Source organism: Cochlodiniinecator piscidefendens (assembly GCF_011326755.1).
In the GTDB taxonomy this organism is placed as follows: Bacteria; Pseudomonadota; Alphaproteobacteria; order Rhodobacterales; family Rhodobacteraceae; genus Cochlodiniinecator; species Cochlodiniinecator piscidefendens.
In genome coordinates, this window is sequence record NZ_JAAOIE010000002.1 from 231887 (window position 1) to 245783 (window position 13897).

At 50.7% G+C, this 13897-nt stretch carries 10 protein-coding genes; 4 read left to right on the forward strand and 6 right to left on the reverse strand.

The window, feature by feature from the left end; translation table 11 throughout:
- Positions 1 to 52 precede the first annotated feature (52 nt).
- Entirely contained in the window at positions 53 to 1108 is a 1056-nt protein-coding gene (gene queA, locus G9C99_RS05835; RefSeq protein WP_166416515.1) for a tRNA preQ1(34) S-adenosylmethionine ribosyltransferase-isomerase QueA, read from the reverse strand.
- The gene (locus G9C99_RS05840) at positions 1105 to 4404 is read right to left on the reverse strand and encodes a DUF3971 domain-containing protein (protein ID WP_166416516.1); all 3300 of its coding nucleotides are present in this window, start codon (positions 4402 to 4404) and stop codon (positions 1105 to 1107) included. Before G9C99_RS05840 ends, queA begins: the two co-directional genes overlap by 4 nt.
- Before the next feature lie 97 nt (positions 4405 to 4501).
- Between G9C99_RS05840 and bcp the strand changes: the two genes are divergently transcribed.
- The 4 genes from bcp to G9C99_RS05860 all read left to right on the forward strand — a co-directional run bounded on the left by bcp (position 4502) and on the right by G9C99_RS05860 (position 7808).
- Entirely contained in the window at positions 4502 to 4966 is a 465-nt protein-coding gene (gene bcp / locus G9C99_RS05845) for a thioredoxin-dependent thiol peroxidase (RefSeq protein WP_166416517.1), read from the forward strand.
- Positions 4963 to 5775, forward strand: coding sequence for a ferritin-like domain-containing protein (locus G9C99_RS05850; RefSeq protein ID WP_166416518.1), 813 nt, complete (start codon positions 4963 to 4965; stop codon positions 5773 to 5775). Before bcp ends, G9C99_RS05850 begins: the two co-directional genes overlap by 4 nt.
- Before the next feature lie 187 nt (positions 5776 to 5962).
- Positions 5963 to 7300, forward strand: coding sequence for a M23 family metallopeptidase (locus G9C99_RS05855; RefSeq protein ID WP_269434817.1), 1338 nt, complete (start codon positions 5963 to 5965; stop codon positions 7298 to 7300).
- Positions 7290 to 7808: a bactofilin family protein gene (locus G9C99_RS05860; RefSeq protein ID WP_166416520.1), complete on the forward strand. Its 519-nt coding sequence runs from the start codon at positions 7290 to 7292 to the stop codon at positions 7806 to 7808. Before G9C99_RS05855 ends, G9C99_RS05860 begins: the two co-directional genes overlap by 11 nt.
- Before the next feature lie 58 nt (positions 7809 to 7866).
- Here G9C99_RS05860 and G9C99_RS05865 read toward each other — a convergent pair whose 3' ends face one another.
- The 4 genes from G9C99_RS05865 to G9C99_RS05880 form a co-directional block, all read right to left on the reverse strand.
- Positions 7867 to 8643, reverse strand: coding sequence for a DUF2189 domain-containing protein (locus G9C99_RS05865; RefSeq protein ID WP_166416521.1), 777 nt, complete (start codon positions 8641 to 8643; stop codon positions 7867 to 7869).
- 169 nt (positions 8644 to 8812) lie between these two features.
- Positions 8813 to 9940, reverse strand: a complete 1128-nt coding sequence (gene prfB, locus G9C99_RS05870) for a peptide chain release factor 2 (protein ID WP_166416522.1) — start codon at positions 9938 to 9940, stop codon at positions 8813 to 8815.
- 87 nt (positions 9941 to 10027) lie between these two features.
- Positions 10028 to 12577, reverse strand: a complete 2550-nt coding sequence (locus tag G9C99_RS05875; RefSeq protein ID WP_166416523.1) for a penicillin-binding protein 1A — start codon at positions 12575 to 12577, stop codon at positions 10028 to 10030.
- A 73-nt stretch (positions 12578 to 12650) separates the two neighbouring features.
- The gene (locus G9C99_RS05880; protein ID WP_166416524.1) at positions 12651 to 13880 is read right to left on the reverse strand and encodes an N-acetylmuramoyl-L-alanine amidase; all 1230 of its coding nucleotides are present in this window, start codon (positions 13878 to 13880) and stop codon (positions 12651 to 12653) included.
- Positions 13881 to 13897: the final 17 nt, after the last annotated feature.

The window sequence follows — 13897 nt, forward strand, 5'->3', positions numbered from 1 at the left end:
GGAACGAAAGAAAACCGCCCGTCAACGACTTCTTACAGTTCAGAACAGTCGTTTATGGATTTGGGATCAATAAAGAGCCATCGCCGTAAGAGAAAAAGCGATACTGATTTTCGATCGCGTGCGCATAAATTTCTCGGACCCTATCCTGCCCCATAAGCGCCGAAACGAGCATCATCAATGTGGACTTGGGGAGGTGAAAGTTTGTCATAAGCGCATCAGTGATCTTAAATTCATAACCCGGCGTTATGAAGATATCTGTAGGTCCACTCCATGGTTCGATTTTCCCGACCGATGTACTAGCACTTTCGATCAATCGCAGTGCTGTTGTCCCAACAGGAATAACGCGGCCACCATGTGCCTTAGTTTCATTAATAGCGGCAGCTGCGCTTTCTGAAACTTGCCCCCATTCACTGTGCATTTTATGATCGCTTATGTCGTCAACTTTGACAGGCAGAAATGTACCAGCGCCAACATGCAGCGTAACATAGGTAATTTTCACACCCATTTGTTCGATCTTCGCTAACAACTCAGAATCAAAATGCAACGAAGCCGTCGGCGCAGCAACAGCACCGGAATGTTTAGCCCATACAGTTTGATAATCAGTTTTATCCCCTTCATCAGCGGGGCGTTTCGCTGCGATGTAAGGAGGAAGCGGCATTGCCCCAGCCCTAGTCAACGCGTCATCAAAGTCATCACCAACCAAATTAAATACCAAACGCGCAGTCCCGTCGATACGCCCTTCGACCGTCGCGGACAGATCAGGCGAAAACTGTATCACTTCGCCGTCTTTTACTTTTTTGAGCGGCTTTACCAGTGCTTGCCACGTTCCATCGGCTTCAGGACTCAGCAACGTTACTTCAATGCGCGCTTCTGTTAGACCTTGGGCACCCTGACGTGATCTCAGCCCACTTAATCGGGCGGGAATGACTTTCGTATCGTTCAGGACCAATCGATCACCGGCTTTCAGATATTCACTTAGGTCGGTCACCACCCGATCTGAAATTTTTCCGCCTTGAGCCACAAGCAAGCGCGCAGAAGATCGCGGTTTGGCCGGCCTTGTCGCGATTAAGGCTTCGGGCAAATCAAAATCAAAATCAGACAGCTTCATTCTGCAGGGACCTCAGGTGGCGGGCGCCGGAATATTTCACGAAACATACCGGGTGTTAAAATCGATAAAGGATTGACTGAAACGCTAGGGGATGCAGCCGGGCCACGCAGACGATAGTTAAATCCGAACAGCCCCTCACCGCGCCGTGTAAAGATTGCTCCAATACCATTCAAGGCATAGATCGGCGAAACGACTCCCTGCATATCAAGAGTATCCGCAACCAACGAGTAAACGCCATCTAACGACACCCCCATTGATGGCCCAACCGCACTGGCCTGCCTCATGATCAACTCTTCTGGGCCAAGCACAAAAGAGGCCTCTGCAGATGTAAAGGTGATCCCTGCCCCGTTAAGCTGATCCAACAAACCAATAACACTAATTGCATTGAGTAGTTCGGCTAACGCCGAAGCCCCTTGGACGCGCAGCCTATCGCTTGTTACGATGCCAGAATAATAACCGTCCTGAGAGCGTGGCGTCAGAGTCAGCTCCATATTGCCGCCGTAAGCATTTTCAAAGATACCCGCAGATCTCAGCAATCCGCCGCCATCCGCTGTATTTATCCGCACACCGGTGCCGTTTGTTGTTGCACCCACTGTGCCGGTAACCGGCGCCCCTCCGTTGACCCGTGCCTCAAAGGTTCCTCCAAAATGCGGTGAAGTTGCAAAGTTTCCTCGCACATTGTGCAGCGCGATTCCCTCAGAAATACGCACACGATCAAGGGCAACCTCAAGTGGTACATTTCCTGCACCGGTCCCGCTTGTCCCTTCTGATCCAAAATCGGAATATCGAAGATCAAAGCTACCACCTGTGATCGATACAAGAGGTGTATTTGTCCCTCGCCCAACAAGCGTCACAGGCGCGTTCAACCATCTTCCTACGCGTACACTAGGGAAAACCGCATGATCCAACGTACCTTGATTATTAATCGAAATGGACCCGCTTGCGCTTAAGCCAGGAGCCTCCAAAGCAATGCGGTCTATCTGTACAGGTGTTCCTAGACGCCCCGAAATATCGAGTTGCCCACTACGTCCTGTAGACTTTGACCAGTTCAAAGACGGAATCCGTAGCCCCACACCTGATAAATCAGAACTCAGTTGAAATGTTGGTATTCCGTCCCTCGGAAGGTTAACAACAATTTGCCCCTGTCCTGAGCCAAAGACAGAACCACTAGGAAGGCCGATGTTAAACTCATCAAGTACAGCTGCAGATAATTCTACCTGACCCTCGACCACTGATCCATTGTCTGTATCTGGGCCCAAAGGCTGGGTCCAACTGCCATTAAACGGAATCGCGCCCAAACGCGCTCGGCCAGCAATGATCAATTGTTCCGGAGTAGCTGTCAGATTTAGCCTCGTTGCATTTAGCTGATGCCCCTCAACCAGCACATCAGATCGGACTTCGGTCAATGTTGCAGCAACATCAAATGATACATCGTCTAACAACAGTTCCTTGACCAAAGGCAAAGACAACTCTGCGCTTATCAAAGCCTGCCCGTCGGCTAAATTGATCGGAAGATCTGCTTTGGATAAAAATTCAAACGGAGGTTCATCAAGCAAAGCGAGCGCGCTGGGCAATGTACCATCTGCCGTCAAAGAGATGTCTGCCCGTGTTGGTTTCGCAAAGACATCCGGAATGCGAAAAACAGAGCCATCCACCGCCAAAGCGTCGCCATTTGGGGCCACAACTTCGCCGCTTTCAACGATGAGCGTGAACGCAGGGCCTTCAAGCGTAGCGTATCCAGTTGCACTTTGAACAGGCGGCAACGTAGGCATATAACGCACGCTGGCATCATTCATTCCAAAGCGCAAATTCCAAGTAGGATCTTCACCTGGGTTTATCCGCAATGCGCCATGCGTATCGCTCAAACGCCCGCCCAGAACATTTTCAGCAAGCCATTCACGGGTTTTAGGAACGGCAATTAACGGCCATAGCTGCAAAAGCTGGTCGCTTTCGATGCGCGGCACTTCTAAATCCATAGCGACGGCCCACCCATCGGGCTGTGCAGATAAGTGGCCATTTGCTGTCAGGCTCACGTCTTCATCGTAAAGGGTGAGCTGACCAACCTCTAATAAAAACGGGGCCAAACCTAACCGGAAATCCAATGCGCCACCATCAAACTGCGCAGGTGTTTCAAGTGCATCCCCTGGGTTTGTCACCAAGTCGTTGAATTGAAATTGTCCAACAAAGGACGTTGGTAACCCCGTTTCAAAAGCCTCAAGCTGCGCGACCCCCTCTGCACGTACGACAGCGGCCTCTGTTGCAATTGAAAGTTCGCTAAATTCGATTGTCTCGGTGGACTGATCATAATTGAAATAGGCTGTGCCGCTTTCAAACCCAATGGGTAAACTGGCCGCATTCGGAGACAAAACGCCTTCTCCGATTTGTAATGTACCATTCATACCTTGCAGCACGCCATCAGCATTTACTTCGGTCCGCACAGCCCCGGAGACAGGCGCGTTTATCACTGACAACCACGCTACCGCTGGCGCTTGCGTCGCAAAATCGGATGCGGGCACGTCGGTCAGATTAGCGGACAAGATCGCACGTCTTGATCCCTTGAAGGATTGGAAAGACAACGCCCCAACCGCAGGTGTATCCTGACCATAAAGTAGATCAAAGTTGACGCGCAATTCCACTTTTTCAGCGTCCTGTGTGAGACTTAGCAGGCCATCACGCGCAACCCAAAACCGCGCAGCGCGAACGTCTTCATACTGAATAGTCACCCCTTCGGCACGAATTTCCTCAAGCTCGGCAAGCTCAGGTAACTCAAACAACTGATCTATGCTGTCCAACACATCTGCTAACGACCCCGACGGCGTCATACCATCAGTAGGCGTATCAAGTGACAGATCAAACCGACCATCGGGTTCTCTGCGAAGCGATAATGCCGCCCCTTCCAACACCGCTTGGGTTGGTCGTATTTCCCGCGACAACAATGCAGCCGCGTCAACCTCAAGCAACATCGAACGAAAAGATGCCAGCGGTAAACCTGTCTGGTCTTCGATCTGAACATCATTAAAATAGACTTGCGGCTGTAGACCGACACCAATGCGAACGGAAAGCTCTCCAAGCAACAGATTTCCGCCAGCCATTTGTTCCGTCAAAAGTGTTTCCACTTTGGCGCGGAGCCATTCCGGTGCGCGCACCCGTTGACCCGATAACGAAAATGCAATGATCGCGACAAACGCAATGATCAACGCAGTACTGAATAGCATCCATAACCCAACGCCCCGCTTGCGGTTGCGCGGTTTCCCACGTTTGGTCGTGGGCTCAGGCGTTTCAGGTGTTTCGGTCATGTAGGTAGTCTATAGCCTAACTTTTGCATTTCTTCTCTTTAACTTTGTGTGGCCAATAGTAAAACTGCTGTTCACACTAATATTGAGGATCATTCACGTGACGTTAGACATCGGCCATTCTGCTCCGGATTTCACTTTGCCTCAGGATGGCGGTGATCCTGTAACTCTCAGTGCTCTTAGACCGTCGCGGGTGGTTTTGTTTTTTTACCCCAAAGACAATACCCCTGGCTGCACAACTGAGGCGATAGATTTCACAAACCACCTAGAGGAGTTCAAGTCCCTTGGCGTTGAAATTATTGGGATTTCTAAAGACAGCATCCGGAAACACGCCAATTTCCGCACGAAACACGAGTTGGGCGTTTCTTTAGTTTCTGATGCAGATAGCGACACCTGCGAACGTTATGGTGTTTGGAAAGAAAAATCGATGTATGGTAAAACCTTCTGGGGCATTGAACGCACTACAATTTTGATTGATGGCAATGGCGAAATATTGCGCATTTGGAACAAAGTTAAAGTCCCAGGTCACGTGCAAGATGTCTTAGAAACGGTCAAGTCCCTATGAACCTCACCCTTTCGCAAATGGCTGTCGAGGTTTTGACCACAGCGGACGGCCATGAAAAAACTGCGATTTCTCGCAAGCATGCAGCAACATGGTTCGCAGCACGCGAAAGAAATGAACCACCGGAAATAGGCCACGCGACTCCGCCGGATTTTCCTGCACGCCCCGAAAAACCAGAACTCTTGAACCCACGAGATGTCCCCCACCGCAAACCCGGCAGCGAAGCAGGCCGCATCGCCCTTTTGCACGCCGTCGCCCATATTGAATTGAATGCGGTTGATCTTCATTGGGACATCATCGCACGGTTTTCTCATGTCAAAATGCCCATTGGTTTCTACGATGATTGGGTAAAGTCGGCGGACGAAGAGTCAAACCATTTCAATCTTGTATGCGAGTGTCTTAAGTCACTGGGTAGTCATTATGGTGCTTTGCCCGCCCACGCAGGAATGTGGCGTGCCGCCCAAGACACAGCAACCGACTTTATGGGACGCCTGGCCGTTGTCCCCATGGTCCTTGAGGCGCGCGGGCTCGATGTAACGCCTGGGATGATAAACATCTTCAAATCTGCAAAGCTGCCAAATGTGGTGGCAGCTTTGGAAACCATCTATGCCGAAGAAGTCGCCCATGTCGCCTATGGGTCAAAATGGTTTCACTTTTTATGCGGCCGCCACGAACACGATCCCAAAGACACATTTCACGAACTTGTTCGGACATATTTTCACGGCGCATTAAAACCCCCATTCAACGAAGAAAAACGGGCAGATGCGGGTCTTCCACCAGATTTTTATTGGCCATTGGCTGAAAAACGCTGACGTTTCGATTGCGAATTAGCAAGAAACTGCCTGCTTTTACCGTAATTACGGCCTGTAACCGCGTAAAAAATATCAAAATTCTTGCCGCGACATTTAGAGATTGTTAAAACAACGCGTGTAGTGGCGGAAATTTTGATTTCCAAAGCGACGCGTCGGGGATGATCATAACCACTCTAGGGCATTACTTTTGTTTCAAAAACTGAACCACATGCTGGGAAAACGTTTTCCAGATCGCAGAGTGTTTTTGCGCTCAGATACCGAAACGCGCTTCATTCGCCTTTCACCTTTGGCGCAATTTACGGCCCTCACAGGCAGTGCTGTTCTGGTGTCTTGGACCATCGTCGCAACTGCTATCCTGCTCATGGACAGTATTGGTTCGGGCACCGTTCGCGAGCAAGCCCGCCGCGAACAGGCGGCATATGAAACGCGCCTCAATGACCTTTCTCAAGAGCGCGACATTCGAGCCGAAGAAGCTGTAGCAGCTCAGGAGCGGTTTAACATTGCTTTGCGCGAAGTATCGCAAATGCAATCTGCCCTTCTAAATTCAGAAGAGCGTCGCCGCGAACTGGAAACCGGCGTCAGTGTAATTCAGGGCACACTCAGCGACATGATTGCTGAGCGCGATCAGGCCCAACAGGCAGTTGAAACCCTTTCAGCTTCACTTGAGGATGTCACTGGATCAGCTCGCACCGAACAGGGGCGCGCACAAGACACTGAAAATACGCTTGATTTTTTGACCTCTGCTTTGGTTGAAACGGCAATCGAGCGGGATTCAATACAACGTACATCCGACGCACACGAAGACGAGGTTCAGCAACTTGAATCCGAAATTCGTCTATCCGCAGATCGCAATGATCAAATCTTTCGTCAGCTCGAAGATGCTCTTTCAGTCTCTGTAGAGCCACTCGAAGGCATGTTCCGTGCTGCGGGGCATAACCCTGAAACACTCATCGGTCAGGTCAGACGCGGTTATTCCGGCCAAGGTGGCGGTCCGCTTTCACCAATAAGTTTCTCTTTGCCGGGCATTGATACACTCCCCGATCCAGACACCACACGCGCGAACGCTATTTTGCGTGAAATGGATCGCATTAACCTCTATCGCATCGCAGCTGAGCAATTGCCATTTGCCAATCCTGTTCGCAATTCCTTTCGCTTCACCTCGCCTTTCGGAATGCGGTCTGATCCCCGCGGAGCGGGTCGTCGTATGCACAATGGTGTGGACTTTGCCGGGCCAACTGGAACGCCAATTTATGCAACAGCTGACGGCGTTGTCACTTTTGCAGGTTGGCAGTCCGGATATGGTCGCTTAGTTAAAATTCAACACGAATTTGGCGTAGAAACCCGTTACGCCCATAATTCGCGCATTCGCGTACAAGCCGGTCAAAGGGTCTCGCGCGGCGATCGAATAAGTGATATGGGTGCCTCTGGTCGGGTGACGGGAACGCACCTGCACTATGAGATCCGTATAAACGGTAACCCGATCAACCCCATGAACTATATCAGGGCAGCAAACGATGTTTTCTAAAAGCCGAATCAATGAACCTGGTCCAAAGCAGAACGCTGCAGAGGACAAACCTAAGGCACCAGAAATGCCTGCTGCCAAGCCTGCCGCAGACATTCCAACAACGCCAAAGGCAAAACCGCCAGCATCCGTGCTGTCGTCAGATTTGCACATCACAGGCAATCTGCGCACCACAGGCGACATTCAAATCGAAGGCCAAGTTGAGGGCGATATTCGTGCGCACCTCTTAACAGTTGGCGAAGGCGCTACTGTTCGCGGCGAAGTGATCGCAGACGATGTTGTAGTCAACGGGCGTGTTATTGGACGTGTACGCGGACTAAAGGTACGTCTCACATCTACCGCACGCGTCGAAGGCGACATCATCCACAAGACTATCGCAATCGAATCTGGTGCGCATTTTGAAGGCTCTGTTCAGCGCCAAGATGACCCTCTTTCCAAAGGCAGCAAAACACCAACGGCCCCTGCTCCGGCAGCTCCACAAGCCGCTGCGGCACCTGCGCCAAAGAGCTAAGTCGACAATACAGCCTATACAAAAAGCAGAGCAGTCAAGTGCTCTGCTTTTTTAGTTTTTAGGGTAAAAGACGGCGATAAAGATGCCATGTTGTGTGTCCAAGCAACGGTAATACAATGAACAGCCCCAAAAACCCGGGCAACATTCCAATGAATAACAACACAACCACCAATGCCGCCCAGCCGCACATAACCATCAGATTCTGACCCACAGCTTTCATGCTTGTGATCATGGCAGTGACAAAATCAATTTCAAGATCAAGTAAAATTGGCAATCCGACAACCGAAATTGAAAAAATCAACATCGCGTGTAGTGCCCCAACAATACTACCAACAGCCAACATTGTAAGTCCATTGCCAGTTAAAAAAACCTCATAGGAGGAGCTGACATTGGTCATTGTGCTTAGCCCTAAAAAAAGGGCAAAAATCATATGCGCAATGAAAAACCAAAATAGGAAAACAACGACGATAATCGCGCAAATCGAAGGTACTTGTCGGTCTTTCTGCGCATAAACTACACCCAATATTGAATGCCACCCCAGAGCTGTACCTTGCTCCAATCTACGGCTGACCTCATACAAACCAACAGCGGCAAATGGACCAAATAGAGGAAATCCAAACGTTGCAAACACCAACCAATAGGTTTGCCCAGTACGTATGGTGATCCAATACATGAAAATGCCGGCGATCACATAAAACCCTGCGAAAAAGAGCCCATATTTCGGTGCCTGCAAAAAATCTTTCAGCCCAAGCCTCAATGCTGCCAAAATGTCAGAAAAGCCTATGGTTTCTATACTAGGAATTGTTGAAGGCTTGGATACTTCTATCTGTGTCATTCTATTCTCCCGCACTCACTTTGGGAGTATCCGACATAACTGTCACGCCAAATTTGGCCACCACCCAACGCAACGTTAGGTTATTTCCGTTTGCAGTCCTCACCTATGGAACAAATAGACAAACAAAAAGGGCGGAGAAACCCCGCCCTGCGCTTCCAGCTACTTTTCGTTAATCTTCTGCTTGAGCTTCAGCTCTGGATTTACCAGCAACATTCATAGCAAGTGTCGCCGCCATAAACCCATCCAGATCACCGTCCAATACGCCTTTGGTATCGGATGTCTCGTGGGACGTGCGCAGGTCTTTGACCATTTGATAAGGCTGCAGCACATAAGAGCGGATCTGGTTGCCCCAGCCTGCATCCCCTTTGCTTTCATGAGCATCGTTGATTGCAGCGTTACGGCGATCTAGCTCCATTTGATACAGACGGGATTTCAAAGCCTTCATCGCGATATCGCGGTTTTGGTGCTGTGATTTCTCAGAGCTGGTCACAACAATCCCTGTTGGGTTGTGCGTAATCCGAACAGCAGAATCGGTCGTGTTCACGTGCTGACCACCTGCCCCTGATGAGCGATAGGTATCAATCCGAATATCAGCTGGATTAACCTCAATATCGATATTGTCATCGACAACAGGATACACCCAAACTGAACTAAAGGAGGTGTGCCGTTTCGCAGCCGAGTCAAACGGTGAAATACGCACCAAACGATGCACACCACTTTCAGATTTCAACCAGCCATAAGCATTATGCCCAGAAATTTTGTACGACGCCGACTTTATGCCAGCTTCCTCGCCCGCGCTTTCTGATTGTAGCTCGACTTTGTAGCCGCGTTTTTCGGCCCACCGCACATACATGCGCGCCAAGATAGATGCCCAATCGCAGCTTTCTGTGCCGCCAGCACCGGAGTTGATTTCAAGAAACGTATCATTGCTATCGGCTTCGCCGTCCAGCAGCGCCTCTAGCTCTTTCTCAGCAGCTTTTTTGGCAAGAAGTTCAAGTCCATCTTCGGCGTCTTTAACAACCTCGGCGTCCTCTTCCATCTCACCCAACTCAATCAGTTCTAAACTGTCAGAGAGTTCCTGCTGAATTGACGTGCAGATGCCCATTGCATCCACAAGGTTCTGACGCTCACGCATCAATTTTTGCGCTTTGTCTGGGTCATTCCAAAGCTCAGGGTCTTCTGTGCGGGCGTTAAACTCTTCCAAACGATAGGGTGCAGTTTCCCAATCGAGCCGCTGACGCAGTAGCGCCAAAGATTTCTCGATTGCATCAACCCAATTCTGCGCCTCAGCCCGCATGGTTTCACCCTTTGTCTATTCGTTATTGTTTCGCTGCAAAGCTGATAACAATGCAAACCACTTTGGGCAAGCTGGCTTCGGGCTTCATTAGTAAAGTCCGCCCGAAGAAAGCGATAAAGAGTTCGCTCTTGGTGCAACCCGTGCAGTTCCGCCGTCAGACGTTGTAACCGTCTGTCCTTGTTGTGCGCTTTCGCTTTCAGCGAACAATGGCAGGTTGGCGCCCATGGTAAAACCACCATCGATCATGCCAGCAAGCCCAAAGATCGGCTCTTCGCCTTCGCGGAAATACTCAGCTACAACATTTTCGCCACGCGCGTCATCCGGCAAGCGCGATCCAGAAAAACGGTCAATGCGAATAAAACGTCCACCGGGTGGAACTGCGAAGTCACCACCACCGTATTCTTCGATAGCTTCCAGCATAAATCGATTAAAGACAGGACCACACATACCACCACCAGACGCACCGCGCCCTAATGGTTGCGGGCGATCATACCCGATATAACAACCGGCAACGATATTAGAGGTAAAGCCAATAAACCAAACGTCACGTGCATCATTAGTTGTGCCCGTTTTGCCAGCGACGGGCACAGGCAGGTTCACTGTGCGCGACGCCGTGCCACGTTCAACAACACCACGCATCATTGAGGTCAGCTGATACGCAGTAATCGCATTCATCACCCGTTCGCGATTTGACGTAATCCGGGGGCCATATCCCTCAAGCAATTGCCCCTGTTCACAGTCATTACAACGACGCTGGTCATGCCGATAGATTGTTTCACCCGTGCGGCTTTGCACCCGATCAACAAGCGTCGGTTCAATGCGTTCACCGCCATTGGCAAACATCGCATAAGACGTCACCATCCGATACAACGTTGTCTCTTCAGCCCCCAGAGAGTTCGACAAATACGGATTCATCCGGTCATATACACCAAAACGTTCTGCATAGGATGCAACCACATCCATTCCGATTTCTTGCGCAAGGCGAATGGTCATCAAGTTTCGCGAACGTTCAATCCCCGTACGCAAAGGTGTCGGGCCATAAAATTGATGGGACGCATTTTGAGGGCGCCATATCCCTGCGCCTGTGTCCACCTCAATCGGGGCATCAATAACAATCGTTGCCGGTGTAAACCCACTATCCAACGCCGCTGCATAAACAAACGGTTTAAATGAAGACCCCGGTTGGCGCGAGGCCTGTGTTGCCCGGTTGAACACAGAGTTTTGGTAAGAAAAACCACCCTGCATAGCCAATACACGGCCAGTGTGAACATCCATCGCGACAAAGCCACCTTGAACTTCTGGCACCTGCCGCAAAGTCCAACGCATGAATGACCCGTCTGAATCACGTGTCATTTGACGCACCAGCACCACTTCGCCAACATCCAACAAATCGTCCGCAGTTCGCGCCCTATTCGCCAAAGAACCATCTGACAATCGCTTGCGCGCCCAGGTCACATCTTCTGGCGGAATCCAATGTCCGTCAGCATCATCAGCGACCCCTTCGATACCGATACGCGCATGTGTTGAGCCAACCTCCAGCACAACGGCTGGATGCCATCCTTCGACATCACGCGACACACTTACATCACGTAACGCAGCGCGCCATTCTTCCTCTGAACCAAGCTGCCCGACATCAATGATTTCACCTGTGCCACGCCACACCCCAAGATTACGGTCGTATTCTTCCAATGCACGACGCAAGGATGCAGCCGCAACAGGCTGCAATTGAGGATCAACTGTGGCACGTACAGTGTAACCGGCGGTAAAAAAGTCATCTTCCCCAAAATCGCGGCTTAGCTGACGGCGGATTTCGTCACTAAAATAGTCCCGCGGAGGGAGCGATTGGCGGAATGCTGGGAAATCTCCGGCTTGAACCGTTAATAAAGGGGCCGACGCAGCCTGCTCATAAGCGGCCGTATCCAAATACCCATTGTCGTGCATTTCCGACAAAACATAATTTCGCCGGGTCACAGCCCGTTCCTGTTCACGTACTGGATGATAATTCGACGGCGCTTTAGGCAACGCAGCTAAGTATGCGGCCTCTTCCGGGGTCAATTCATCCAGCGATTTATTAAAATAGGTAAGTGCAGCTGCCGTAACGCCATAGCTGTTTTGCCCAAGGAAAATTGAGTTCAAGTAAATCTCAAGAACATGTTCGCGCCCAAGCGTACGAATCATCCGATTGGCGAGCAGGATTTCCTGAATCTTACGTTCGATGGTGCGCTCACCACCCAAAAATTCGTTCTTGGCAACCTGCTGCGGGATCGTAGACGCCCCGCGCAACCGTCCACCCTGAGCGGCCTCCACAACCGCAGAGGCAATACCGCGAAGATCAAATCCGCGGTGCGTGTAGAAGTTTTTATCTTCAGCAGAGATAAACGCATTGGCAACAACGTCAGGAATTTCTTCAATCGGCGTGTAAAGGCGGCGTTCGCGGGCAAATTCATCAATCAACTGCCCTTCGGCGGAATAAATCCGGCTGATCGTCGCCGGTGTATATTGGGCCAACTGTTCATGATCTGGCAAATCGCGCCCGTAGATCCAGAAAATAATACTGACACCCAGCACAGCCATGACCATGCCAATTGTAATAAATGTAAAAATGCCGCCCAAGAAGGACAGGAAAAATCGGATCACGGGTACGCTCCAGCTCGCTTACGTGGGTCTTATATAGGGTGCCTGACCCAAAGGGTCAAAACACATCAGCTATTTACTGCCGGATCAAATCGGCCTGTGCAGCGTCCCGTTGCGCCCAATTGCGCAACGCTTCGGTAATTCCGTCCGCTGCTGATCGTTGCCATGTTCCATCCTGCAACGACGCCAAGTCGCGCGCGCTCGACATAAAGCCAAGTTCAATCAAAACCGACGGAATATCTGGCGCTTTTAACACTGAGAATCCGGCGGTCAAACGTGGCCTTTTATGCATGCGGCCGATGCTTTGGGATAATCCCTCGACCAACGCATCTGCTAGGCTGTTGCTTCTCGGTTGGGTTTCTCGGCGCGCGAGGTCCATAAGGACCGTGGCAATCCGGTCATCTTGATCTGACAGATCAACGCCGGATAATAAATCACTGCGATCATGCCGTTCAGCCAGTTGCGCAGACGCCGCATCAGACGCTGTTTCTGACAGCGTATAAACCGTAGCACCTGATGCATTTCCTTCGGCCAGCGCATCCGCATGCAACGAAATAAATACATCAGCCCCTGCGTCACGCGCAATTGAAACGCGTGTTTCTAACGGAACAAACACATCAGAATCGCGTGTCAAAACAACTTGAAATCCACCAACACGCAAAAGGTTTTCCTGTAATATCCGCGCAAATTGCAGCATGAGGTCGGCCTCAACTAACCCTTCGCGCTCCGCCCCGGGATCAATTCCACCATGCCCCGGATCCAACACAACAACCAATGGACCCTCACCAGACTGTCGACGTATTTCGTCGCCGGTCTCTGCCGGTCCTTCGGCTTGCCAAAGTGCCGCGTCTGGTGCGCCAACTGAGGCAGAAAATGCCTCTTCGCTTTGGCGTTCAAGCGTTAGGAAAAAGCGCGCGGAACCTTCAACAGGATCGGTGCGCATTTCAGCACTTTCTATTCCCATTGGATTGGACAATTCCAACACAAGACGCGTCCAACCCGGTCGAAACACCCCGGCTCTTGCGTCGGCAATATACGCGAACCCTTCAAAAAGGTCAGCATCGAAACCCCGCCAATCTACTTCGCGAAAGTCCGCAACAATGCGTGCAGGTTCTGCCAGCGAAAACAAACGGTAAGGAACGGCTTGAGTGATCGCGATCTCTAACTCAAATGTATTCCGGCTTTCGTCAGCCTCGCTTAGCTCTGGCAAATACCTTGCAAGCGCAGAAAACTCCTGCGCGGTTGTTTCTGCCCCTGCTAAAGCAACAAAGCCTGCGGCACATATCCATTTTAGACGCTCAAACATAGAAAGCTCATGTTAAT